This window comes from Pseudomonas sp. P110(2024), assembly GCF_057480795.1.
Map to the genome: position 1 here is coordinate 84,835 of NZ_JBLIYT010000010.1, position 24,298 is coordinate 109,132.

Annotated in this window: 26 protein-coding genes and 1 tRNA gene; 16 read left to right on the forward strand and 11 right to left on the reverse strand. The window is 64.7% G+C overall.

Annotation, left to right across the window (positions count from 1 at the left end; genetic code table 11):
- Positions 1-7: 7 nt before the first annotated feature.
- The 10 genes from AC25ND_RS17005 (at position 8) to recX (ending at position 7,521) form a co-directional block, all read left to right on the forward strand.
- Entirely contained in the window at positions 8-853 is an 846-nt protein-coding gene (locus AC25ND_RS17005) for a phage tail protein (RefSeq protein WP_486976454.1), read from the forward strand.
- Entirely contained in the window at positions 828-1,034 is a 207-nt protein-coding gene (locus AC25ND_RS17010) for a tail protein X (RefSeq protein WP_028690634.1), read from the forward strand. The genes AC25ND_RS17005 and AC25ND_RS17010 overlap by 26 nt, the downstream gene beginning before the upstream one ends.
- Positions 1,035-1,049: 15 nt before the next feature.
- Positions 1,050-2,084, forward strand: coding sequence for a phage late control D family protein (locus tag AC25ND_RS17015; protein ID WP_486976455.1), 1,035 nt, complete (start codon positions 1,050-1,052; stop codon positions 2,082-2,084).
- Between the two features lie 217 nt (positions 2,085-2,301).
- Positions 2,302-2,853, forward strand: coding sequence for a glycoside hydrolase family 19 protein (locus tag AC25ND_RS17020; protein WP_182323114.1), 552 nt, complete (start codon positions 2,302-2,304; stop codon positions 2,851-2,853).
- A 32-nt stretch (positions 2,854-2,885) separates the two neighbouring features.
- Positions 2,886-3,347 (forward strand): lysis system i-spanin subunit Rz, encoded by a 462-nt coding sequence (locus tag AC25ND_RS17025; protein WP_186596900.1) that lies wholly within the window; start codon positions 2,886-2,888, stop codon positions 3,345-3,347.
- Positions 3,348-3,433: 86 nt separating this feature from the next.
- Complete coding sequence (locus tag AC25ND_RS17030) at positions 3,434-4,699, forward strand: colicin-like pore-forming protein (RefSeq protein ID WP_186596891.1); 1,266 nt, start codon at positions 3,434-3,436, stop codon at positions 4,697-4,699.
- 71 nt (positions 4,700-4,770) lie between these two features.
- Positions 4,771-5,331, forward strand: a complete 561-nt coding sequence (locus tag AC25ND_RS17035; RefSeq protein WP_236179294.1) for a hypothetical protein — start codon at positions 4,771-4,773, stop codon at positions 5,329-5,331.
- A 47-nt stretch (positions 5,332-5,378) separates the two neighbouring features.
- Positions 5,379-5,861 (forward strand): CinA family protein, encoded by a 483-nt coding sequence (locus tag AC25ND_RS17040; RefSeq protein ID WP_028690617.1) that lies wholly within the window; start codon positions 5,379-5,381, stop codon positions 5,859-5,861.
- A 104-nt stretch (positions 5,862-5,965) separates the two neighbouring features.
- Positions 5,966-7,042, forward strand: a complete 1,077-nt coding sequence (gene recA, locus AC25ND_RS17045) for a recombinase RecA (RefSeq protein WP_028690616.1) — start codon at positions 5,966-5,968, stop codon at positions 7,040-7,042.
- An 8-nt stretch (positions 7,043-7,050) separates the two neighbouring features.
- The gene (gene recX, locus AC25ND_RS17050) at positions 7,051-7,521 is read left to right on the forward strand and encodes a recombination regulator RecX (protein WP_028690615.1); all 471 of its coding nucleotides are present in this window, start codon (positions 7,051-7,053) and stop codon (positions 7,519-7,521) included.
- 52 nt (positions 7,522-7,573) lie between these two features.
- Here the strand turns inward: recX and AC25ND_RS17055 are convergent, their stop codons facing one another.
- Complete coding sequence (locus tag AC25ND_RS17055) at positions 7,574-8,692, reverse strand: LOG family protein (RefSeq protein WP_028690614.1); 1,119 nt, start codon at positions 8,690-8,692, stop codon at positions 7,574-7,576.
- A 303-nt stretch (positions 8,693-8,995) separates the two neighbouring features.
- Here AC25ND_RS17055 and AC25ND_RS17060 point away from each other — a divergent pair, with 303 nt between their 5' ends.
- A complete protein-coding gene (locus AC25ND_RS17060; RefSeq protein ID WP_028690613.1) occupies positions 8,996-9,202 on the forward strand; it encodes a hypothetical protein in 207 nt (68 codons plus the stop codon).
- 1 nt (position 9,203) lies between these two features.
- Here AC25ND_RS17060 and AC25ND_RS17065 read toward each other — a convergent pair whose 3' ends face one another.
- Positions 9,204-9,623, reverse strand: coding sequence for a quorum-sensing-regulated virulence factor family protein (locus tag AC25ND_RS17065; RefSeq protein WP_028690612.1), 420 nt, complete (start codon positions 9,621-9,623; stop codon positions 9,204-9,206).
- 214 nt (positions 9,624-9,837) lie between these two features.
- Between AC25ND_RS17065 and AC25ND_RS17070 the strand changes: the two genes are divergently transcribed.
- The 3 genes from AC25ND_RS17070 (at position 9,838) to AC25ND_RS17080 (ending at position 11,899) form a co-directional block, all read left to right on the forward strand.
- A complete protein-coding gene (locus AC25ND_RS17070) occupies positions 9,838-10,548 on the forward strand; it encodes a tRNA-uridine aminocarboxypropyltransferase (protein ID WP_028690611.1) in 711 nt (236 codons plus the stop codon).
- A gap of 257 nt (positions 10,549-10,805) precedes the next feature.
- Positions 10,806-11,456 (forward strand): response regulator transcription factor ErdR, encoded by a 651-nt coding sequence (erdR, locus tag AC25ND_RS17075; protein WP_028690610.1) that lies wholly within the window; start codon positions 10,806-10,808, stop codon positions 11,454-11,456.
- Between the two features lie 77 nt (positions 11,457-11,533).
- A complete protein-coding gene (locus AC25ND_RS17080; RefSeq protein ID WP_028690609.1) occupies positions 11,534-11,899 on the forward strand; it encodes a diacylglycerol kinase in 366 nt (121 codons plus the stop codon).
- A gap of 4 nt (positions 11,900-11,903) precedes the next feature.
- Here the strand turns inward: AC25ND_RS17080 and finR are convergent, their stop codons facing one another.
- Positions 11,904-12,830 (reverse strand): LysR family transcriptional regulator FinR, encoded by a 927-nt coding sequence (gene finR, locus AC25ND_RS17085; protein WP_028690608.1) that lies wholly within the window; start codon positions 12,828-12,830, stop codon positions 11,904-11,906.
- A 120-nt stretch (positions 12,831-12,950) separates the two neighbouring features.
- On the opposite strand from finR, the gene fpr reads away from it, so the two are divergent.
- A complete protein-coding gene (gene fpr / locus AC25ND_RS17090; protein WP_028690607.1) occupies positions 12,951-13,730 on the forward strand; it encodes a ferredoxin-NADP reductase in 780 nt (259 codons plus the stop codon).
- A gap of 78 nt (positions 13,731-13,808) precedes the next feature.
- Here the strand turns inward: fpr and tsaA are convergent, their stop codons facing one another.
- The 5 genes from tsaA to rimO form a co-directional block, all read right to left on the reverse strand.
- Entirely contained in the window at positions 13,809-14,501 is a 693-nt protein-coding gene (tsaA, locus tag AC25ND_RS17095) for a tRNA (N6-threonylcarbamoyladenosine(37)-N6)-methyltransferase TrmO (RefSeq protein WP_062361257.1), read from the reverse strand.
- 6 nt (positions 14,502-14,507) lie between these two features.
- Positions 14,508-14,969, reverse strand: coding sequence for a YehS family protein (locus AC25ND_RS17100; RefSeq protein ID WP_028690605.1), 462 nt, complete (start codon positions 14,967-14,969; stop codon positions 14,508-14,510).
- Positions 14,970-15,158: 189 nt separating this feature from the next.
- Entirely contained in the window at positions 15,159-15,869 is a 711-nt protein-coding gene (locus tag AC25ND_RS17105; RefSeq protein WP_186596895.1) for an rRNA pseudouridine synthase, read from the reverse strand.
- A gap of 121 nt (positions 15,870-15,990) precedes the next feature.
- Entirely contained in the window at positions 15,991-16,449 is a 459-nt protein-coding gene (locus AC25ND_RS17110) for a GNAT family N-acetyltransferase (protein WP_088852271.1), read from the reverse strand.
- Between the two features lie 85 nt (positions 16,450-16,534).
- Positions 16,535-17,866 carry a 30S ribosomal protein S12 methylthiotransferase RimO gene (rimO, locus tag AC25ND_RS17115; RefSeq protein WP_050704462.1) on the reverse strand — a complete coding sequence of 444 codons (1,332 nt, stop codon included), beginning with the start codon at positions 17,864-17,866 and terminating at the stop codon, positions 16,535-16,537.
- 235 nt (positions 17,867-18,101) lie between these two features.
- On the opposite strand from rimO, the gene AC25ND_RS17120 reads away from it, so the two are divergent.
- On the forward strand, positions 18,102-20,000 hold the full coding sequence (locus tag AC25ND_RS17120) for a potassium transporter Kup (protein WP_028690601.1): 1,899 nt from the start codon (positions 18,102-18,104) through the stop codon (positions 19,998-20,000).
- Between the two features lie 35 nt (positions 20,001-20,035).
- Here the strand turns inward: AC25ND_RS17120 and AC25ND_RS17125 are convergent, their stop codons facing one another.
- From AC25ND_RS17125 to AC25ND_RS17135, 3 genes are all read right to left on the reverse strand, one after another.
- The gene (locus AC25ND_RS17125; protein WP_069016694.1) at positions 20,036-21,328 is read right to left on the reverse strand and encodes a virulence factor family protein; all 1,293 of its coding nucleotides are present in this window, start codon (positions 21,326-21,328) and stop codon (positions 20,036-20,038) included.
- Positions 21,328-23,970: a bifunctional lysylphosphatidylglycerol flippase/synthetase MprF gene (mprF, locus tag AC25ND_RS17130; RefSeq protein WP_028690599.1), complete on the reverse strand. Its 2,643-nt coding sequence runs from the start codon at positions 23,968-23,970 to the stop codon at positions 21,328-21,330. The genes AC25ND_RS17125 and mprF overlap by 1 nt, the downstream gene beginning before the upstream one ends.
- A gap of 246 nt (positions 23,971-24,216) precedes the next feature.
- A tRNA-Met gene (locus tag AC25ND_RS17135) sits at positions 24,217-24,293 on the reverse strand.
- Positions 24,294-24,298 lie beyond the last annotated feature (5 nt).

The window sequence follows — 24,298 nt, forward strand, 5'->3', positions numbered from 1 at the left end:
AGGATCCATGACCTATCTGGAGCAGCTGCAAGCCACGCTGCACGCCCTGGTCAAGGCGGGAGAGGCAGGGCGTCGGCGTGCCGACGCCATGCTCGATCCGATGAACGACGCGATCGTCCATATACAGGGCGCGGTGGGTGAGCTGGAAGGCTTGCCGGTGGTCGGCCCGATCATCGGGGCCAAGCTGCAGCGCACCATGCGCGCAATCACCAACGCCCAGGCCCGGGTTGCCAAGGTGCTAGCCAAGTATGACCAGACGGTGGCGGTGGTGCGCCAGGTGCGTGATCGCATCGACGGCTTCGCCGCCCATGCCGCCAAGGCCGGTGCGGCGATTCGCCGTGTGGTGGGGGAGGTGCGCTCGACCGTCAATGGCGTGCTGTCGACGCTGGGCTTCGCACCCGAGGCGACGCCGGCCGCCGAAGCGGTCAAGCCGTTCCCGCACTTGCTGGTGCTGCAACCGCTCAAGGCGGGCGCGGCGCCGTACTACTTCAATCTGGACACCGCCGCCTTCGACCAGTTACGCCGGCAGACGCGCTTTCGCTGGGCCGGGCAGGAGCGCCTGAGCCGCGCGAACGCCCAGCAGGCGGTCAGCCTGGGCGAGGAGAGCATCAACATCCGTGGCGCGATCTTCCCCGGGTTCAAGGGCGGTCTGGGCCAGTTGCAGACGCTGCGCAGCATCGGCCGCCAATTGCTGCCGCTGTCGTTGACCACCGGTTACGGCGAGGTGCTCGGCACCTGGTGCCTGACCAGCATCGAGGAGGAGCAGAGCGTCCTGCTGGCCGGCGGCATTCCGCGCAAACAAGGGTTTTCACTGGAGTTCGTGAGCTATGGCCAAGACCTGCACAACGTCTGAGGGCGACCTGCTCGATACGCTCTGCCAGCACTACTACGGCCACTTGGCCGGTACGGTCGAGGCCGTGCTGGATGCCAACCAGGGGCTGGCGGACGAGGCGCAGCCGTTTCGCGCCGGGGTGAGGATCCTGTTGCCCGAACTGCCGATGACGACGAGCGATACCGTGCAACTATGGGACTGATCTGGAGCCTCAATCGTGCAACCCCAATTTCGTATCACCGCCGATGGCAACGATATTACCACCCTGATCAACGACCGTTTGCTGCTGCTGCGCACCACCGACAAGCCGGGCCTGGAGTCCGATGAGTTCGAACTGCGCCTCGATGCGCGGGACGGCGCCCTGGCCTTGCCAGCCAGGGGCGCAATGCTCGAAGTGCACCTGGGTTACGCCGGGCAGCCATTGAACCGCCTGGGCCGCTACACCGTGGACGAGGTCGAGCTGTCCGGCCCGCCGGACACCCTGGTGATCCGCGGCAAGGCCAGCGACCTGCGCGGCAGCGGCAAGACAATCCGCAGCGGCAGCTGGGAGAACGCTACGCTGCAGCGCATCGTCGCCGAGATCGGTGCCCGCAATGGCTGGCAGGCGGTGTGCCCGGTGGCCGTGCAGGTGCCGAGGGTCGACCAGTACAGCGAGTCGGACTTCAACTTCATCACCCGCCTGGCGCGCCTGCACGACTGCACCGCCAAGCTCGCCAACGGCCAGTTGCTGGTGCTGCCGCGCCAGGGTGGCCAGAGCGCCAGCGGCAAGTCCCTGGGGGGGATCGGTATTGCCCGCAGCGACGTCAGCCAGTGGCAGTTTCGCCTGGCTGACAAGAGTACCCACAAGGCCGTCAGGACCCGCCACCAGGACAGCGCCAGCGGGCGCCTGCAGGCGGTGGAACTGGTCAATGACGATGCGCCGGACGGCCTGCAGCCGGTCTACACCGACCGCCACTTGTACCCCAACCGCGCGGCGGCGGAGCAGGCAGCCCGCGCCCGGCTGGCCAGCTTCAACCGCGACACCGCCAGCGTGCGCCTGGACATGCCCGGGCGCACCGACCTGTTCGCCGAGCGCGCCATCGATGTCCAGGGCTTCCTGGCTGGGCTCGATGGGCACTACCTGATCGAGTCGGTCGAGCAGGTGTTCACCAGCAGCGGCTGGCGCACCACCGTGCAGTGCAACGGCGGCCGCCAGGGCAAGGCCAAGGCCAAGGGTTCCGCGCCTCGGCGGGCGGGTTCGCTCAAGGCCTGAGACAGGGCGGTGAGGGTTTCCCGATGCCTGCCGGCGGTGGCGCTCCCTATAGTCGCTGTCAGCCGGCCGCATCACCCTGTTTCCGAGCTCCAGATCAGGTGCGGCGCTCGCCATACCTTGAATCCTGTGAAAGCCACGCGCTTCGAGCCATCGCCCATGAGCGAGCCACAGGCGGCACCGGCCGCCTTTCGATCAGACCGCAATGGAGAATGCACCGATGCCGCTCACTGAACAGCAACTCAAGCAGATCTACCCGCTCGCCGGCCAACGCGTCGCCGCCTTCCTGCCGGCGCTGAACACGGCCATGGCCAACTGGGAGATCGACCACCCCAAACGCATTGCCGCGTTCCTGGCCCAGGTCGGCCATGAGTCCGGTCAGCTGCGCTACGTCAAGGAACTGGGCGGCGACCGCTATCTGGCCCGCTACGACACCGGCAGCCTGGCCTTGCGCCTGGGCAATACGCCCGAAGCCGACGGCGATGGCCAGCGCTATTGCGGCCGTGGCCTGATCCAGGTGACCGGACGCAACAACTACCAGGCCTGCAGCCGTGCGCTGTTCGGCGACGAACGCCTGCTGGCGCAACCGCAGATGCTCGAGCAGCCGCGCTGGGCCTGCGAATCGGCGGCCTGGTTCTGGCACTCGCGCGGGCTCAACGCCCTGGCCGACCAGGGGGAATTCAACCGCATTACCCGGCATATCAACGGCGGCCTGAACGGCTTGTCGGAACGCCTCGAACTGTGGGCGCGGGCGCGGGAGGTGCTGTGCTGAGCCGCCTGCAACTGGCGCTGTGCCTCGGGCTGATGGCGTTGTCCGCGGCACTGGCCTGGCAGCTGCAGGGCTGGCGCCTCGGACGTCAGCTGGCCGAGCAGGAACAGGCGCTGGTGCAGCAGCGCCTTGACCAGGCCGAAGCGCTGCACGGCCTGCTGCTCGCCGAACGCGATCAGCGCCAGGACCTCGAACAACGCCTGCATGACAGTGAAACGAAGCATTTCCAGGAGCTGACCAATGCCCAACAGACTCAGGCTCGCCTGCGTGACCGCCTTGCTACTGCCGATCTGCGCCTGTCGGTCCTGGTCGAGCGCGACACCGCCTGTGCCCCAGTGCCTGCCGCCGCCGGCGCCAGCGGCGTGGATCATGGCCCCGTACGCGCCCGACTTGACCCGGCGCATGCTCGACGAATTGTCGCCATCACCGACGAAGGCGACCGTGGACTGATCGCCCTGCGGGCGTGCCAGGCTTATGTGCGTGCACTGTCGCACTGATCTGCATTTCTTATCTTTTTTCCATGGCCGGCCTCACTTTCGTGGGGCCGGCCATTTTTCAAGCAAGCCAATTCAAGGAGTAGAGAATGGGCGAAAAGAACATCATCGTGGACCGTGGCATTCCCCCTTCGGGGTCCTCAGGTGGAGGGGGACGCGGTGGAAGTTCAACGGGAGGCATCACTATCCCTTTGGGTGTCAATGGTGAACCCTCCCACCATGCACTCAACGTTGCCGCGCTGATGAACGGCACAGTGCTTGAAGCGGTGTTGGAGGGGCAGGGTTGGCCAAGCCCGGATGCCTACTATGACCTGGGCGTCGATATGTGGGGCATGTTGCCCTATCAGATCGTCGAGATGCGTAATGAACTGAGTGACAGCTACCTCAGAAAGGAGCGCAACCTGCCGGCCAGCCTCAATGCCGAGTTGGCTGCGGCCGAAGCCGCCGCGGGTAGCACTGCGGCGCTGCCGGACTCGAAGAAAGCCGAGCGCTCCATTGGGATCATCAAGTCGATGATGGCTACTCGCGACCAGCAGATCGCATTCAACCGTGGGCGACTGGCCACGGAGCAGGGCGGTCGTTTCGATGACCGCAGCATCAAGGAAGTGATCGACGAACTGCGCAAGCTGGACGATTACGATGTGCCGGCGGCACTGGATGTCGAGCTTTCGCTTTATACCGCAGCCCTGGCGTTGTATGTCGACTTGAAGGCGCAGGAGCAGTTGCGCGAAAAGCTCGATGCCCTGGAGAAGGCGCGCCGCGATGCGCTGGAGAAAGAGTCCTACAAGGAAGCGGCCACCTACGCCAGTGATATTGGCAAGGAAATCGCCAATCGCTTTGGCAACCAGGTGGCGCAGGCCGCCAACGACATGCAGAAGGGCATCGCGGGCAAGCGCATAGGCAGCTACCAGGAGGCCTTGAAGGCCTTCGAAAAGCTGTCGCAAAACCCCGGCTTGCGGCTGAACGCCAAGGACTCGGTGGCGGTTGCCCAGGCACTTGAGGCGCTGGACAAGGCCACGCTTGGCGATAACATGCTGCGTTTGGGCAAGGCCTTCGGTGTGACCGGTGGCGTCATTCAGGCTGCCGGGCTGGTTGACTCGGCAGTGAGCGGTTTCAAGACCGGTGACTGGAAACCCTTTCTTCTGGAACTGGAAAGTGCTGTCGTCGGCAAGGTGGCGGGCAGTCTGGCGGGCGCCATGGCTGGCATCGCCCTGGGCTTTCTGGTTTCCGTCCCCGCTGGCGCAGTGGCGGGAACCGTTTTGGCGGCCGTCTTCATCGGTGCTGCCAGCTCATACTTCGATACCGAGAAGGTCGACCAGATCAATCAGTGGGTCACGGGCGTAGTAGCACCCTGATACCTTTGCACCGAGCGCGCACAATGTTGCTCTCGGTGCCTCGCAACCTGTCTGTGCAAGGAGTTGTGACGTTGAATACGAAACACACGGCCAGTCACTGGCCGTTGTATCTGATCACGGTCTCGAGCCTGGTGCCGGTGTTCCTGCTAGCCTGTTGGGTGCCGACGCTGAGTCAGGAGCAAGCCTTGGTCTTGGATCGCCTGCTTGACCAGCATCTGCTGGGGCTGGTGGGTGTCTGGTCGTCCAATTTTGCGCTGATGTCCAAGGCGGTCGCCAACTATGTAGCGATCGCCGCACCGTTGTGTTCAATCGGCCTGGCGCTGCTGGTATGCCGCCATCATCTACGTCCCTTGGAGCTACTGCCGGTGCTGTCATTGCGCCGCCAGTTATTTTTCCATGTCGGTTGGGTGGTGGTGGTTGGGGTGCTACTTGCCCAGAACTACTTCGGCTACACAGATTTCGCTCACCATCGTGCGAAGTTTCGCTGGGTGGGCAATCACCCTGGTTTGTATCCCTTTTTTGCCAGCATGATGTTGCTTGCGCTCGAATTCGCGTTCGTCTTCAGCTATGTCGTGCTGGTGCATTACCCATTGCTGCGCCTGGCCCGTCGGCGTAAGGCAAGCCAGGACTGAGTCTGGCTTGAATGGTAGGGTATGGCGGTCGCAAACGAGGAGCCGCCATGGACCCGATCACCGTACTCTCCACCCGCCTGGGCGAACACCTGCGGCGCTTCAACGCCCAGGTGAGCACCGCCGAATCCTGCACCGGCGGCGGCATCGCCGAGGCGATCACCCGCATCCCCGGCAGCTCGGCCTGGTTCGAGGCCGGCTATGTCACCTATTCCAATGCCCAGAAAACCCGCCAGTTGGGCGTCCCCGAGGCGTTGTTCGCCCAGGTGGGGGCGGTCAGCCAGGAAGTGGTCGAGGCCATGGTGCGGGGCGCCCAGGCCGCCAGCGGGGCGCGCTTCGCGGTGGCGGTCAGTGGCGTGGCCGGGCCAGATGGCGGTTCGCCGGCCAAGCCGGTGGGCACGGTGTGGCTGGCCTGGGCCGACGGAACCCATGTAAGCAGTGAGCGCCGCCACTTCGACGGCGACCGCGAAGCGGTGCGCCGACAGACGGTGATCGCCGCGTTAGACGGCTTGTTACAGCTTGGTGCGGAGTAAATCGCCCGACGGGGGTTTGCGGAAACGAATCGCTGTGGAATAATACTGGCTACTTATACAGTTATTCCGGCCGTCAGGGCCACGTCGAACACGTGAGGATTTCAATGGACGACAACAAGAAGCGCGCCTTGGCTGCGGCCCTGGGTCAAATCGAACGCCAATTCGGCAAGGGTGCGGTCATGCGCATGGGTGACCACGAGCGCCAGGCCATCCCTGCCATTTCCACCGGTTCCCTGGGCCTGGACATCGCCCTGGGCATCGGCGGCCTGCCGAAAGGCCGTATCGTCGAGATCTACGGCCCGGAATCCTCGGGTAAAACCACGCTGACCCTGTCGGTCATCGCCGAAGCCCAGAAGAACGGCGCCACCTGCGCCTTCGTCGACGCCGAGCACGCCCTCGACCCTGAGTACGCCGGCAAGCTGGGCGTCAACGTCGACGACCTGCTGGTCTCGCAGCCGGACACCGGCGAACAGGCCCTGGAAATCACCGACATGCTGGTGCGCTCCAACGCCGTCGACGTGATTATCGTCGACTCCGTGGCCGCCCTTGTGCCGAAGGCCGAGATCGAAGGCGAGATGGGCGACATGCACGTCGGCCTGCAGGCCCGCCTGATGTCCCAGGCCCTGCGCAAGATCACCGGTAACATCAAGAACGCCAACTGCCTGGTCATCTTCATCAACCAGATCCGTATGAAGATCGGCGTGATGTTCGGCAGCCCGGAAACCACCACTGGTGGTAACGCCCTGAAGTTCTACGCCTCGGTGCGCCTGGACATCCGCCGTACCGGCGCGGTCAAGGAAGGCGACGAAGTGGTCGGTAGCGAAACCCGCGTCAAGATCGTCAAGAACAAGGTTTCGCCACCGTTCCGTCAGGCCGAGTTCCAGATCCTCTACGGCAAGGGCATCTACCGCAACGGCGAGATCATCGACCTGGGTGTGTCCCAAGGCCTGGTGGAAAAATCCGGTGCCTGGTACAGCTACCAGGGCAACAAAATCGGTCAAGGCAAGGCCAATGCCGCCAAGTACCTGCAAGAGAACCCGGCCATTGGCAGCGAGATCGAGAAGCAGATTCGCGACAAGCTGCTGACCGCGGGTGCCGCCGCCGCTGCAGCAGCTGCCGCCAAGGCCGGTGCAGCCGAAGCCGATGCCGACGACCTGGCTGACGCCGACGCCGGTTATTGATTGGCCCCATGTCCGTCGTACTCGACACCCCCGTCGCCGTTCGGCGGACAGCCATGGACCTGCTCGCTCGCCGCGAGCATGGTCGCGTCGAGCTGACGCGCAAGCTGCGTCAGCGTGGCGCACCGGACGAGCTGATCGAGCCTGCGCTCGATCGGCTGGCCGAAGAAGGGCTGCTCAGTGAGGCCCGCTATCTGGAAAGCTTCATCCGCTACCGGTCCAGTGCCGGCTACGGCCCCGCGCGAATTCGCGAGGAGCTTGGCCAACGCGGCTTGAACCGTGGCGATATCGACCAGGCCCTGCGCGACAGCGAAGTGGACTGGGCGACGCAACTGCGTGATGTCTGGCAGCGCAAGTTCGCCGGGCAACGCCCGCAAGATCCACGCAGCCGGGCGCAGCAGACGCGTTTTCTCGCCTACCGTGGTTTCCCCATGGACATGATCGGCCGGCTGCTCAGCGGTCGCGATCTCGACGATTATTGATGCCCTGTACGGCTGACACCCATGCGTGTCAGCCGTACAGGGCATTTTGCGTTCAGCTGACCCGCAAGGCTTCCCGGGCGCGCTGGGTGGTGTGCATCGGCTGGGGTTTGGCCCAGTTCTCCGGCAGATTGATGAAGTCGACCAGTTCGCGCAGGCGGCCCTGGTCGCGGCCGTTGAAGGCAAAGGTCAGGCGCGTCAGGTGGCTGAAGTTGCCTTCCTCGTGTTCGGCGCCGCTGTCCGGTTGCTGGTGGTACCTGCCGCTCAGGCGCAGGTCGGCGAAGCCTTCTTCCACATCATGCAGGGCCGCCTCGCTCAAGGGGTGGTGCATGCGGATCACGAACTGGCTCTTCAGCCAGCGGCTGGAGTGGTAGTTGCTGTAGAACTGGTTGATCTCCTCGACCGCCTCGTCGGCGCTGTGCACCAGGCGCACCAGCTTGAGGTCGCTGGGCAGGATATAGCGGTTCTCTTCGAGCTGGCGGCTGATGAAGGCCAGGGCGTCCTGCCAGAAACTGCCGCCGGGCGAGTCGAGCAGCACCACCGGCACCAACGGGCTCTTGCCGGTCTGGATTAGCGTCAGCACCTCCAGCGCCTCGTCGAGGGTGCCGAAGCCGCCGGGGCAGAGCACCAGCGCGTCGGCTTCCTTGACGAAGAACAGCTTGCGGATGAAGAAGAAATGGAACGGCAGCAGCTTGTCGGTGCCATTGACCGTGGCATTGGCGTGCTGTTCGAACGGCAGGGTGATGTTGAAGCCCAGGCTGTGGTCGGTGCCGGCGCCTTCATGGGCGGCGGCCATGATGCCGCCACCGGCGCCGGTGATGACCATCAGGTCCGAGCGCGCCAGCGTTGCGCCCAACTCCCGGGCCAGGGCGTACATGGGGTGTTCCATTGGTGTGCGCGCCGAGCCGAACACGGTGACTTTGCGCCGCCCCTTGTAGTGCTCGAGGGTGCGGAAGGAGTGGTCGAGCTCACGCAGGGCTTGCAGGGTGATCTTGGCGTTCCAGCGGTTGCGGTCGTCGTGGGCCATGCGCAGCACGGTCAGCAGCATGTCGCGGTACAGCGGCAGGTTGGGACTGTTCGGCGCGACCAGTTGCAGTTGTTCGTCGATCTTGCTCAGGTCGATGCCGTTGTCCCTGAAATGGTTGAACAGCAGCTCGTTCGATTGGTAAGGCATTCAACGTCTCCTTCTGCAGCAAAACCTCTGACCGGGTCGATGGCGTGTCCCGGCCGCGACACTGCGTGTGTCGCTGGCTGCTGTGGCTCGAGTGTGCCCCCCGAGCGTTGCAGTAGGCCTTCAAGGCCATGTTGCAGTGGCAATTCCATCGCGTTGTCGTTGTTATGGGTACTCGATATCAATCTAGACGCTAGCGCGGCTTTGTGCCGCCACAGGCGCGCACTACCGCCGGTCAGGCGAAAGCCAGTGACGACAGGGCTTTGGTTAACTGGGGGCAGTAAGGCGATACAGCGAGGTGACGGTATGCACCGGCTGGTGATCGAGGTGGATAGGCAACTGTTGCAGTTGCTCGAGTACGAGGCCAAGGCTCATCACCTGAGTCTTGAGGGGGAGTGCCTGCGCCGGCTGCAAGGGGCCGAGGCGCATTCGCGCTACTTGCAGGCCCTGCTGGCCGAGTTGCGCGCCGATGATGAGCAGCGGCGCGCCAGTAACAGCGATCAGCTGGCTTGAATCACTTCTTCTTGTTGCCGGCCGCGCAGCTGGCGGCGTCGAAGGCCTGGTCCATGACCGGCTGGTTGGTCTTGTAGACAGTGAAGCGGTAGACCATTACGGCACCCTTGGACATCAGCTGGCGGTAGCCGTTGTTACGGCACACGCTGTCACCCAGCTGGCTGCGAACCTGCGCGGGATTGGCCTGCATGCGCTGGGCGTGCTCCTGGCGTACGCTCAGGTGATTGACCAGTGCCTTGCCTTCGACGGTGTAGCCCTGGTCGAGGATGTCCTCGTTGATGGCACGCGGGGTGCCGACGCTGCTTTCCTTGGCGACCTTCTGCAGCATCTGGTTCAGCTCGTATTCCTGCTTGGACGCAGCCTGGGCGGCCAGGGGCAGGGCGAGCAGCAGGCTCAGGGTCGGGACGATAAGACGCAGCATGGATCTCTCCTGGTTCGATGACTGGCGCTTTGACCAGCGCCGACGGGCGGCGTTCCATGAAACCGCAGGGTTTCCAGGCCGCCAGGACCTGCGAGTATAAAGGAGCGGCGCCGCTGGCTGCACGGCAAATGACGTGGGCTCTGGTAGACTGGGCGCCTTGTTTTCATCGAGTCGTCGCCGTGCCCCTCCCACTTCCCTGCCAAGGCCTGTTGCCATGAGCCACGCGGTAGCGCGCCTGCGCGCCGAACGCCTGGCGCGCAGCATCAAACCCTTTGTCGCCCGAGGCTCGCGCGCCGAGCGTTGCCCGGATTGCCGGGTGATCGCCACGCACTGCCTGTGCGCCTGGAAACCCCGGGTGCCGGCCGAGTCCGGCATGTGCCTGCTGATGCACGATACCGAGCCGCTGAAGCCGACCAACACCGGTTGGTTGATCGCCGATGTGATCGAGGACACCTCGGCCTTCGGCTGGCTGCGCACCTCGGTGGACGAGGGGCTGCTGGCGCTGCTGGACGATCCACGCTGGCAGCCCTACATCGTCTTTCCGGGCGAGTTCGTCAAGGAAGATCGGGTGGTCAGCGAAGTCGTGCGCGAGCCGGGCAAGCGCCCGTTGTTCATCTTGCTCGACGCCACCTGGACCGAGGCGCGCAAGATGTTCCGCAAGAGCCCTTACCTCGATCGCTTCCCGGTGCTGAGCCTGCAGCCCGAGCAGATGTCGCGCTACCGCCTGCGCCGTTCCAAGCGTGATGACCACTTCTGCACCGCCGAAGTGGCCGCCATGTGCCTGGAACTGGCCGGCGACGGCCAGGCTTCGCAGGCCCTGGACGCCTACCTGGACGTCTTCAGCCTGCACTACCTCAGTGGCAAGCGGCGCCTGCCGCTGGACGAGCAGGACGAGGTCCACCAGCGTTTGCATACCTTCCTATAGTCCAAGGGGCAGGCGCGACGGATTGGTTCATACTGTCGGGGCTGGCAGCCAGGGTAGGCGGGTTCGACCGGGCAAGTGGCTTGACCACCCGGGGCGTGCTCGGCATCCTTGGCGCCGCTTCGGGCACGACGAAGCTGCTGTTATCCCGGACTTCGCCGTGCCATCCCGGCCCGCGGCCCTGCCGTTCGCGCCATGAGTTGCCCGCCAGGCGTCTCCCGTATCCCCTGCGCCTGGCACAGAACAGGATCCATAGATCGATGGCCACATACGAAATCCTGATTGCCGATGACCACCCGCTGTTTCGCAGCGCACTGCGCCAGGCCGTTACCCTCGGCCTGGGCCCGGACGTGCGCCTGGTCGAGGTGGCGAGCATCGCCGAACTGGAAACCAGCCTCACCGAGAAAGCCGACTGGGACCTGGTCCTGCTGGACCTGAACATGCCCGGCGCCTATGGCTTCTCCGGCCTGGTCCTGCTGCGCGGCCAGTACCCGCAGATCCCGGTGGTGATGGTCTCGGCCCAGGAAGAGGCGGCCGTCGTGGTCAAGTCCCGCGAATTCGGCGCCAGCGGTTTCATTCCCAAGTCCAGCGAGCTCAGCAAGATCCAGGAAGCTGTGCGCAACGTGCTCGATGGCGATGTCTGGTGGCCGCCGCAGGCATTCGACAAGGTCGATGTGTCGGCCGAGGCCAAGGCCGCCAGCGAAGGCCTGGCCAGCCTCACCCCGCAGCAGTTCCGCGTGCTGACCATGGTCTGCGAAGGGCTGCTGAACAAGCAGATCGCCTATGAACTGAACGTTTCCGAGGCGACCATCAAGGCCCACGTGACGGCGATCTTCCGCAAGCTGGGGGTGCGCACGCGGACCCAGGCGGCGCTGCTGCTGCAACAACTTGAATCGGTTTCGGCCAGCTAAGTACCCGTGCATTCACGCTTTTTTGACTCAGGCTGGACTAGCCTTCGGGCCTTTCTCCGGTGAAGTGACGGACACACATGTCGCCATTCAAAGGCCAGACCGGCCTCAAACGTATCGTCAACGCCGCCAGCTATTCGCTGGACGGTCTGCGCACCGCCTTCAAGGGCGAGGCCGCCTTCCGGCAGCTGGTGCTGCTCAACGTGGTGCTGGTGCCGCTGGCCTTCTGGCTGCCGGTCAGTCGCGGTGAGCGGGCGATCCTCATTGCCGTGTGCCTGCTGGGGTTGATCGTCGAATTGCTCAATTCGGCGGTGGAGGCGGCCATCGACCGCATTTCCCTCGACCGCCACCCGCTATCGAAGAACGCCAAGGACATGGGCAGCGCCGCGCAGCTGGTGGCCATGAGCATGGTTGCGGTGGTCTGGGGTGTGATCCTGCTTGGTTGAGCCTTCAAGCGATCGGCGGCAGCACGATTTCGTCGCTGCGCCGCACGCCTGCAGTAAAGCTGCGGCACAGTTCGAGGAACTCGCGCATGGCCGAGGTCTGGTACTTCTGTTTGTGCCAGATGAAGTAGAACTGCCGCGCCAGGTCCAGGGTCGGGGTCTCCACCGGTACCAGGCTGCCGCGGCGGAAAGCATCCCGCAGGGCCAGGCGTGAGATGCAGCCGATGCCCAGGCCCGACTCCACGGCGCGCTTGATCGCCTCGGTATGTTCCAGTTCCAGGCGGATGTTCAGGTTGGCGCGGTGATGGCGCATGGCCTGGTCGAAGGTCAGGCGCGTGCCCGAGCCCTGCTCGCGCAGGATCCAGGCTTCATGGGATAACTGCTCGATACCGGCATGGCCGACCTTGGCCAGGGGATGCTGGGGCGCACAGAACACCACCAGCTCGTCCTCCACCCAGGGCTGAACCTCAAGATCGGGATGGTTGCAGTCACCTTCGATTAGACCCAGGTCAATTTCATAGTGGGCGACCTGTTGCACGATATGCGCGGTGTTCTGCACGTGCAGCTTGACCTGGCTTTCCGGGTGTACCTGCATGAAGCTGCCGATCAGCAGGGTGGCCAGGTAGTTGCCGATCGTCAGCGTGGCGCCGACGGCCAGCGAGCCGAACCCCGACTTGCCGTTGAGCAGGTCCTCGATCTCCTTGGCCTGGTCGAGCAGGGCCACGGCCTGGGGCAGCAGTTGATGGCCCAGAGCATTGAGACTCAGGCGCTTGCCGGCGCGGTCGAACAGCTGGCAGCTGGACTGGCGCTCCAGTTCGGTGATCGAGGTGCTGGCGGCCGATTGCGACAAGGCCAGCACGCCGGCGGCCCGGGACACGCTCTGGTGCTGGGCGACGGCGACGAATACCTGGAGCTGACGGAGTGTGAATCGCATATCTATATAACCGATAACACATATCTTGATAATTCAGTTAACAGATATTGTCGCTGCCCCTAAACTATCGCGCAACTGCGCGTCTTGCGCGCGCCGCGTTTTCCTTCAGGAGCCCCATCGATGAGCAACATGAACCACGAACGTGTCCTCAGTGTGCACCACTGGAACGACACCCTGTTCAGCTTCAAGTGCACCCGTGATCCGGGCCTGCGCTTCGAGAACGGTCAGTTCGTGATGATCGGCCTGCAGCAGGACAGCGGCCGTCCGCTCATGCGCGCCTACTCCATCGCCTCGCCGAACTGGGAAGAGCATCTGGAGTTCTTCAGCATCAAGGTGCCGGACGGCCCGCTGACCTCGCAGTTGCAGCACCTGAAGGAAGGCGACGAGATCATCATCAGCAAGAAACCTACCGGTACCTTGGTGCTGGATGACCTGAACCCGGGCAAGCACCTGTATCTGCTGAGCACCGGCACCGGCCTGGCGCCGTTCATGAGTGTCATCCAGGACCCGGAGACCTACGAGCGCTTTGAGAAAGTGATCCTGGTTCACGGCGTGCGTTACGTCAACGAAGTGGCCTACCGCGAGTTCATTACCGAGCACCTGCCGCAGAACGAGTTCTTCGGTGACGCGGTGCGTGACAAGCTGATCTACTACCCGACCGTGACTCGCGAGCCTTTCGAAAACCAGGGTCGCCTGACCGACCTGATGCGCAGTGGCAAGCTGTTCAGCGACATCGGTCTGCCACCGATCAACCCGCAGGACGACCGCGCGATGATCTGCGGCAGCCCGAGCATGCTCGACGAGACCAGCGAAGTGCTCGACAGCTTCGGCCTGAAGATCTCCCCGCGCATGCGTGAGCCAGGTGACTACCTGATCGAGCGTGCGTTCGTCGAGAAGTAAGGCGAGCGGCAGGCATTAAAAACGCAGGCTTGGCCTGCGTTTTTTTATGCCTGGAATGTGGGTCTTATCGACACCCCATTACTCCGGCGTCACCTCCAGCACCCGAATCACATCCGGCTGCGGATAATGCCAGCGCACCTGCACATCCCAGAACTTCACCCCATACACTCGTTCGGGCGGTGGCACCTGGTAGGCCGGGCGTGGATCCTGGGCCAGGCACTGCTCGATCAGCTCGACCAAGGGTTCGCCCAGGCGCAGTGCGTGGGTGTGTGCCTGGGGCAGTGCGCTCTCGCTCCATTGCACCCTGATCGGCTCCGGCGCATCACTGGCCATCAGGTTCGATGCCTCGGCGACGCTGTCCGCATACGGCACGTAAGGCTTGATATCCAGCACCGGCGTACCGTCCAGCAGGTCGATCCCCGACAGCAGCAGACGCCCCGGTTCGACGCCTTCCAGGCGCACCACTGACTGGCCGATGCCATTGGGCCGGTGGGTGGCCCGGGTGGCGAACACCCCCATGCTCTTGTTGCCGCCCAGGCGCGGTGGCCGCACCTTCAGGCGTGGCTTGTCTTCCAGTGCCTGGTGGAACAGGAACAGCAGCCACACATGGCTGACTTGTTCCAGCCCTTCGACGGCATCGCCCTGGTCAAAGGGCGGCAGCAGTTCCAGCACGCCACGGGCAGCCGGCGCCAGCTGGGGCTGGCGCGGGATGGCGAACTTTTCCTTGAAGCAGGAACGGACGATGCCGACCGGCGAGACGCTATGCTGCATCACGGCTCAGCCGCGCACGCGCAGGGTCAGGCCCTTGAGGAAATTGCGCAGCAACTGGTCGCCGCAGGGCCGGTAGTTGTCGTGGCCGACCTTGCGGAACAATGCGCTCAGCTCGGGCTTGGACACCGGGAAATTGACTGACTTGAGCACTGCGTGCAGGTCGTCTTCCTTCAGCTCGAAGGCCACCCGCAGCTTCTTGAGTACGGTGTTGTTGGTCACCGGTACTTCGATCGGCTGCGGTGGGCGGCTGTCGTCACGACCGCGACGGTGGATCACCAGGCCGTCGAGGAAGTGCGCCATGACCTTCTCCGGGCAGCGCACGAAGCCAGGTTCCTCTTCTTTCTTGACGTAGCCGGCGATGGCCTCGGCGGAAACCTCCAGGCCCGAGAGCTTGATAATCTCGGCCAGCTTCTGGTCGTTGGCCTTGAGCATGTAGCGCAGGCTGCGCAGTACATCGTTGTGGTTCATTGCAGCGAATCCTGTTCTGTTGCCGTGTCAGTCTTTGCGCGGCGGTAATGCTGGGCTCTGTACGAAATGTATCTGCACTCGCCCATACTGCGTTGAAACGGGGCTCGGAATGCTCATGTACTCCAGTACACTCCGCTTCCCCCCGTTTCGCCTTGTCTGGCCTTCGCGCAGACACATTTCGTACAGACCCTAGAAGCGTTCTGTAGCGGCCACATAGCGCCACTGGCCCACTGGCAGCTTGCCCATCGACACGCCGCCCAGGCGAATGCGGCGCATCGCCAGGACCTTGAGGCCGGCGGTTTCGCACAGTTGTTCGATCAACCCGGGCTGCGGGTTCTTCAGGACCATGCGCAAGTGCTGTTCGTTCTGCCAGCTGGCCTTGGCCTTCGGCAGTTCGACGCCCTTGCGCTCGACACCGCGGGCCAGGCGCTCGAGAGCGCCTGGCTTGGCTTCACCGCTGACCTGGACGATGTATTCCTGCTCCATTCGGCGCAGGTCGGCGTCGAGCTTGCGGGTCACCCGCCAGTCCTGGGTGAACAGTTGCAGGCCGCTGGCGCCTGGCAGCAGCGGGGCGACACAGGCCTGGCGGGCGAAATGCCCGTGCAGCGGGCGCACGCCATCGCGGTGCGCTTCGCTGAGGCTGGCCATGCTCATGCCCGCCTGGGCGCTGGTGACGTCCTGTCCGGCCTGCTGATTGAGCAGCAGGGTCACCGGTTCAAGTGTTTCGGCACGGGCGCCCGGGAGCAGTTCGATGCGTTGTCCGGCGACCTTGAACTGCGGCTGTTCGACCACCTCGCCGTCGACCGTGACCCAGCCTCCCTCGATGTACAGTTCGGCCTCTCGGCGGGAGCAGCCAAGCTGTTCGATGAGGCGTTTGGAGAGACGAATGGGTTCGGACATGGACACGGGCATCACGCGGTAGGGAAAGCTCTCATTGTACCTGCCCGCGCAGGGTAGCGGCTGCAAATCGATGTCATTTGCGCCATTTCGGAGCGGGGTGGTGGTTTCCTTGGCTTTTGTCCTAGGACGTTGTACGAATCAGCCTCATGTGCAGCAGGGGATAGGGCTGCCCCAGGCCGTCGGTTTCCGAGCGCCCGTACACCTCGAAGCCTTCGTGCAGATAGAAGCCCAGGGCCTGCGGGTTCTGCTCGTTGACGTCCAGGCGTTCGGCATTGAGCTCTCTTACAGCATGCCGCAGCAGGCGTTGGCCAATACCCTGGCCACGGTACTGCGGCGCGACGAAGAGCATGTCGACACGGCCATTGGCCACGCCGGCGAAGCCGAGGATGCGTCGCCTGGCGTCCTTGCAGCAGACCAGCATCACCGCGTCGAGGTATTTGCGCAGCACATGCTCGCGCAGCAGCACGATGTAGCCGTCGGGCAGGAAGTCGTGGGTGGCGCGCACCGACGCCTCCCACACCCGCACCAGTTCGGGGTAGTCGCTCAAGTGGGGCGTTTGCAGCGTGACGGTGGGCGACATCCTGTGATCCTCGGGGCCATTGAGGAAAACATAGATGCAAAAAAATACCCCGCCAGTGGGCGGGGTATCTTCAGGCGAGCATCGCTCAGACGGGCTCGGCCCACATGTCGTACTCGTCGGCATCGACGATGCGGCAACGGACCTTGTCGCCCGGCTTGAAGCCGTGGTCGCCGTCGATGAACACGTTGCCGTCGATTTCCGGTGCGTCGAAGAAGCTGCGACCGACCGAGCCCTGCTCCTCGACCTCGTCGATCAGCACTTCGATCTCCTTGCCGATGCGCTGTTGCAGGCGCGCGGCGCTGATCGCCTGCTGGTGGGCCATGAAGCGGTCCCAACGTTCCTGCTTGACGTCGTCCGGTACTTCATCCAGGCCCAGGTCATTGGCCGGGGCGCCTTCGACCGGCGAGTACTGGAAGCAGCCGACGCGGTCGAGCTGGGCTTCGGTCAGCCAGTCGAGCAGGTACTGGAAGTCTTCCTCGGTCTCGCCGGGGAAGCCGACGATGAAGGTCGAACGGATCACCAGCTCCGGGCACTGCTCGCGCCAGCTCTTGATGCGCGCCAGGGTGCGGTCTTCGAAGGCCGGGCGCTTCATCGACTTGAGCACCTTGGGGCTGGCGTGCTGGAACGGAATGTCCAGGTACGGCAGGATCTTGCCGGCGGCCATCAGCGGGATCACGTCGTCGACGTTCGGGTACGGGTAGACATAGTGCAGGCGCACCCAGGCGCCCAGGCTGCTCAAGGCCTCGCACAGCTCGAGCATGCGGGTCTTGACCGGGCGGCCGTTCCAGAAGTCGGTCTTGTACTTGACGTCGACGCCGTAGGCGCTGGTGTCCTGGGAAATCACCAGGATCTCCTTGACGCCGGCCTTGACCAGGCGCTCGGCCTCGCTCAGCACCTCACCGACCGGACGGCTGACCAGCTTGCCGCGCATCGACGGGATGATGCAGAAGCTGCAGCTGTGGTTGCAGCCTTCGGAAATCTTCAGGTAGGCATAATGGCGCGGGGTCAGCTTGATGCCTTGCGGCGGCACCAGGTCGATCAGCGGGTTGTGGTCCTGGCGTGGCGGCACCACCTCGTGCACGGCGTTGACCACCTGCTCGTACTGCTGGGGGCCACTGACCGACAGCACGCTGGGGTGCACGTCGCGGATATTGCCTTCCTCGACACCCATGCAGCCGGTGACGATGACCTTGCCGTTCTCCTTGATCGCCTCGCCGATCACTTCCAGCGACTCGGCCTTGGCGCTGTCGATGAAGCCGCAGGTGTTGACCACCACCACGTCGGCGCCATCGTAGGTAGGCACGACTTCATAGCCTTCCATGCGCAGCTGGGTCAGGATGCGTTCGGAATCGACCAGGGCCTTGGGGCAACCCAGGGAAACGAAGCCGACCTTTGGGGTGGCGGGAGTGGTGGACATGGCTAACCTCGGTATTGAATACAGGTCGCCCGACCGGTAACGGGGGCGATCCTGGCGGACGCTTTTGGCGCCTCTGATCAAAAAGTGCGCAATTCTAGCGAGCGCAAGGTCGCTTTACCAGCAGAAATACGACGAACGCTGCGCTATGCTTCGCGCCGTTGCGCCGGGGCATCCGGGATGGCCCGGCGCGGGTAGGAATTCAACCGGTCTAGATGGCCGTCTGCGGGAGTGGTCGATGGTTCAGGCAAGCAGTCACGCCGAAGGCGGACAGGGCGCGGCACGGCCGCTGGGCCTGCTGGTGGCAGCTGTTGGGGTGGTCTATGGCGATATCGGCACCAGTCCGCTTTACACCCTCAAAGAGGTCTTTACCGGTGGTTATGGCGTACAGGTCAACCATGACGGGGTGCTGGGCATCCTGTCGTTGATCCTCTGGTCGCTGCTCTGGGTGGTGTCGTTCAAGTACGTGATGTTCATCCTGCGCGCCGACAACCAGGGCGAGGGCGGCACCATGGCCCTGACCGCGTTGGCGCGGCGGGCCACGGCGCAGTACCCGCGGTTGCGCATGCTGATGGTCGGTTGCGGCCTGGTCGGCGCCTCGCTGTTCTACGGCGACAGCATGATCACCCCGGCGGTGTCGGTGCTCTCGGCGGTGGAGGGCATGGGCCTGGCGTTCGAGGGTATCGATCACTGGGTGGTGCCGATTTCGCTGGTGGTACTGGTGGCGCTGTTCCTGGTGCAGAAACACGGTACGGAGAAGATCGGCAAGGCCTTCGGCCCGATCATGGTCGCCTGGTTCCTGGCCCTGGCGGCGCTCGGGGTGCACGGCATCTCGCAGAGCCCGGAAGTGCTCAAGGCCTTCAACCCGGGCTGGGCGCTGAACTTCTTCATCGTTCATCCGGGCATGGGGGTGGCGATTCTCGGTGCTGTGGTGCTGGCGCTGACCGGCGCCGAGGCCCTGTACGCCGACATGGGCCACTTTGGCCGCAAGCCCATCGCCCGCGCCTGGTTCGCCCTGGTGCTGCCGGCGCTGGTGCTCAACTACTTCGGCCAGGGTGCGATGCTGCTGCAGAACCCGGAGGCGGCGCGCAACCCGTTCTACCTGCTGGCGCCGAGTTGGGCGTTGCTGCCGCTGGTCGGGTTGGCCACCATGGCCACGGTGATCGCTTCGCAAGCCGTGATTTCCGGTGCCTTCTCCCTGACCCGACAGGCCATCCAGCTGGGCTACGTGCCGCGCATGCAGATCCAGCACACTTCCAGCGACGAGCAGGGGCAGATCTACATCGGCGCGGTGAATTGGACGCTGATGGTTGGCGTGGTGCTGCTGGTGATCGGTTTCGAGTCCTCCGGCGCCTTGGCCGCCGCCTACGGCGTGGCGGTGACCGGCACCATGTTGATGACCACGATCCTGGTGTCGGCGGTCATGCTGCTGCTGTGGAAGTGGCCACCGGTGCTGGCGGTGCCGCTGCTGGTGGGCTTCCTGCTGGTCGACGGGCTGTTCTTCGCCGCCAACGTGCCGAAGATTGTCCAGGGTGGTGCCTTCCCGGTCTTGGCGGGGATCGTGCTGTTCGTGCTGATGAGTACCTGGAAGCGCGGCAAGCAGATCCTGGTCGATCGCATCGATGAAGGCGCGCTGCCGTTGCCGGTGTTCATCAGCAGCATTCGCGTGCAGCCGCCGCACCGGGTGGAGGGCACCGCGGTGTTCCTCACTGCCCGGCCCGATGCCGTGCCCCATGCGCTGCTGCATAACATGCTGCACAACCAGGTGTTGCACAGCCAGGTGGTGCTGCTGACGGTGGTCAGCGAAGACCGGCCCAGGGTGCCGGAGCACGAACGGTTCGAGGTGGAAGCCTATGGCGACGGGTTCTTCCGGGTGCTGCTGCACTTCGGCTTCATGGACGAGCCAGACGTGCCGGCGGCGCTGAAACTGTGCCACCTGGACGCGCTGGACTTCAGCCCCATGCGCACCACTTACTTCCTCAGCCGGGAAACGGTGATCGCTTCGCGCCTTGAAGGCATGTCGCGCTGGCGCGGGAACCTGTTCGCGTTCCTGCTGAAGAACGCCAACGGCAACTTGCGGTTCTTCAACCTGCCGCTCAATCGGGTGATCGAGTTGGGGACACAGGTCGAGATCTAAGCTGGGTCAGGGCCGCGAAGCGGCCCTTTTCCCTGTCATTTTTCAGCGACGTTGGCCTTTCCCTGGCGGGTCTCGATCTCGCCGATCAGGCGCTTGGCCAGCGCCGGGTAGTTCTCGTCGAAGTGATGGCCGCCCGGCAGCTTCATGCGCTCGCCCACGGCTGTCTTGTCAGTGCAGCCGCTCTCGTCGGTCTCTTCGACGCCATAGATGCACACCACCTTCGCTGCTGGCAACCTGGCCATCTCAGGTCCGGTCGGCGCCTCCTGGCCTTCCTTGCCCAGCCAGCCCTCCACCTCGATCTCGAAGCTGCCGCTGCGGGCGAAGGCCAGCAGGATCACCGCGTCGATACGCTTCTGGTCTTCCTCGGAGAGGCGGTTGTAGATGGCCGGCAGCACATCGGCGCCGAACGAGTAGCCGGTCAGCACGAAGCGCTTGGTGCCCCATTTCTGGCGGTAGTGCTGCATCAGTTCGGACAGGTCGGCGGCGCTCTGTTCCGGGGTCTTGTGCTGCCAGTAATAGCGCAGGGTGTCGATGCCGACCACCGGGTAGCCGAGCTTGGCCATCTCGCCGGCCACGTCGCGGTCCAGGTCGCGCCAGCCGCCGTCGCCGGAAAGGAACAGGGTCACGGTGTCGGTGGTCTGCCCGGCCGGAACTTCCACCACTGGGATCGCCAGGGCGTTGCCGTCATGGCCGACCAAGGCCTGGGTCAGTTGGGCCTTGAGCACCTGGGGCAGGTGGATGTCGTAGTCGGCGATGCTGGTCTCGGCGTTGGCCTGGTCGCGCACGAAGGCGGCGCTGGCGTCATCCGGGTTGTCGTTCCAGGCCACGTTCCAGTGGCCGTGGGCGGCGGACTTGGGCAGGGCGACCTGGCAGCCGGGCTGCTCGACGGTAAAGTCCACCGAGATGGCCCGGGCCTCGTCGTCGCCTTGTGCGGCCAGCCAGCGCCAAGCCTGGGCCGCGCCCGGGCCGATGCCGGCGACCAGGGTCGGTTTGTCGGCCAGGCGGGTGAGGGCCTGGTCCATCGCCGCCTGCTGCTTGGCGCAGTCGGCGGGCGGCAGGATCACCTGCACCAGCTGAGCCTCGCCGGCCTGGCTGAGATCGAGCAGTTGCTTGTCGGTCAGGGCTTGGGCCTGGGGCACGCCGATGGCCACCCGGGCCTTGGCGTGCACGCCGGGGGTGGCGCGGGTCAGGGCACTGCCGTCGTCGAGGGTGAGGTGCTCCAGGCGCGCCTCGGGCGCCGGCCGGGTCCACAGCCAGAAGGCCGCGCCGCCGGCCAGCACGGCCAGCAGCAGGGGAATCAGTACGTACAGCCAATAGCGTCGGATCATCAACGTTTCACCAATCCAGTCAGGCCGCCAGCGATCAGGGCGGCAGTATCAGCCAGTGCCACGAGCGGGTCGAGCCCGGCCGGCACGGCCATGTAGCGGGGTTCCCAGTCCGGCTGGAACTTGTCCTTGAAGCGCCGCAGGCCCTGGAAGTTGTAGAGCTGCTCGCCGCGCTGGAACACCATCGAGCCCAGACGCTGGGTCAAGGGGGCGCCACGGCGTGGCTGCAAGCCGGAGAGAGGGACCATCCCCAGGCTGAATCGGCCATAGTCATGGCTCTTGTAGTGCAGGATCAGGCCGACCATCATGAATTCCATGGTCAGTTTCGGTGCCTCAGGGTGCGCACGCATCAGGTCGAGGCTGGCCAGTTCGTTGCTGCGGGTTTCCAGCAGGTTGGCGAAGGCCACCGGACGGCCCTGGAAGCGGATCAGCGCGATGCGGAAATGCTGCAGGTACTCGGGGCTGAAGCGACCGAGGGAGAAGCCTTTCTCGCGCACATTCTTGCCGTCGAGCCAGGCGTCGGAGATTTCCTTGAGCTCGGCCAGCGGCGCTTGACCAGGCTCGTGGATCTCCAGGCTCAGCCCGTCCCGCCCGCCTCGGTTCCAGGTGTAGCGCAGGTCCTTCATCTCCTTGCCCTTGGCTTCGATGTCGAAGCGCCGCAGGTCGACCCGGGCCTCTTCGCCGAGCTTGATCGCGGTCAGGCCGATGTCCATGTAGAACGGCAGGTTCTCCGCGCGTACCTGGTAGAACACCGGGCGTGCATGATGCAGGTCGCACAGGTCGCGGAACTGCCAGATCATCTCGGCGCGCTCCTGGGCCGGGCCGATCGGATCGTACAGGGCCACCAGGCTGCGGCCACGGCGGGCATACATGAGGAAGGCGTTGTCGTTGGGGTGGAACAGCAGCGCCTTGTCGCCGGTCAGGGCCAGGCCGCCGTCGGGCTGGTCGGAAGCCAGCAGGATGCGGTTGGCGCGTTGCAACTCGTCGTCGGTTGGCAGATGGATGACCGGGCGGGCGGTGCGTAGCAGCCAGGTCAGGGCGACGATCACCAGCAGCACGGCGCTGCCGAGGGCGGCGCGCAGGCCGCGCGGCGCGTCGGCGTCGAGGGTGAATTGCCACCACAGCTTGTGGGTGTAGGGCACGTCCTGATAGGCAAACAGCAGCAACCACACCGAGGCACCGACCACGCAGGCGCTGGCTACCAGGTACACCGGCGAGAACGGGAGCTCCAGCAGACGGCTGGGGCGGTAGAACGAGCGGCGGAACAGGGCGAGCAGGGCGGCGGTGAAGCACATCAGGCTGGCTTCTTCCCAGTCGAAGCCCTTGAGCAGCGACAGCACCGCGCCCACCAGCAGCAGCACCGTGGTCAGCAGCCAGGCGGCCGAAAGGCGCCGGCGCAGGCCCTGGGCGAGCAGCAGGCAGAGCACGCCGATCAGGCTGGCACCGAAGTGCGAGGCATCGATCAGGCGGTGCGGAATCAGAAAACCCATGTGTTCCAGACGGCTGTCGATCTCCGGGGTGGCGCCGGAGAACAGCAGCACCACACCGGAGAGAAACACCAGGATTGCCAGCACCGGCGCGGCCAGGCCGGAGGCGGCGCGGATCGCCTGCTGGGCGACCATCAGGCGCCGGGCCTCGTTGGCCAGCAACAGCACACAGGCCAGCAACAGTGGCAGGACCACGTAGATCAGCCGGTACAGCAGCAGCGCGGCAGCCAGTGGCGCGGCCCCCAGCTGGTTGGCAAAGGCCGCCAGCAGGATCGCCTCGAACACGCCGACGCCGCCCGGCACATGGCTGAGCACGCCGGCGGCGAGGGCCAGCAGGTAGACCAGCACGAAGGCGCCGAACGGCGGCGCTTCCGGTAGTAGCAGATAAAGCACGGTGGCGGCGGCGGCGACATCCAGGGCAGTGATCAGCAGTTGCAGCGCGGTCAGGCGCGCACCCGGAAGGCGCAGAGTACGACGGCCGAACTGCACCATCAGGCTGTCGGCCAATGGTTGTTCGGGTAGGCGCCGGCGATACAGGCCCATCACCACGGCTGCGGCGGCCACCAGCACGGCAATTGCAATCCCGCCCAGCAGTGGCGCGGGCAGACGTAGCGCGGTTGCCGCCGCCGGCAAGTCGCTCAGGGTGGCCAGGGCAGCCAGGGGGGGGAGGGCGCATCCCAGCGAGAGGCTGGCAAACACCGTCATGCGCGCGACTTCCGCGGCGCCCAGGCCTTGGCGCGCATAGAGGCGATATCGGACCGATCCGCCGGACAGCATCGACAGGCCAATGGCGTTGCCGATGGCGAAGGCACTGAAGCCGCCGAGCACCAGGATGCGGGGTGGCAGTTGCACGGCCGCATAACGGCTGGCGGACCATTCGTAGCCCAGCAGGATCACGAAACCGATCACGGTGGCCAGTATTGCGCCGATCAGCGAACGTGCCGGTACTTCGAGCATGGCGTCATGCAGCGCGTAGATATCCAGCTCGCTCAGCAGGTGACGGCAGGCAATCAGGCCCATGGCGAACAACACCAAGGTCACTGCCAGCCCAATGGGCTGGCGGTACTTGCTCAGCCGCTCCAGCCAGGGCAGGCGCTGAGCCGCCGTGGGCAGGGCCGCTGTCAATGGCGCCTGGGTTTCGGGAGTGGGGGCGGTCATGGGGTGCCTCGTGCAGTCTGCGCGAGGTGGAGGCGAGGTACGGCCAAGTGAAAGTCCCTTTGGAAAACGTATCCGAATATTACTCCGGGCCGGCGTCTTAATCTGTTTCAGGATAGTTAAAGATAGTTCATTCAGCCGCAGGGTCGGCATGGGAGCGAGGAGGGCGGGAGGATTGTCTTTTACAGGGCGCTGAATGCAACGAACCCCGCGCTATCTTGCGATAGGCGGGGTTCGTTCTGACGAATATGGTTGCGGGAGCCGGATTTGAACCGACGACCTTCGGGTTATGAGCCCGACGAGCTACCAGGCTGCTCCATCCCGCGTCAGA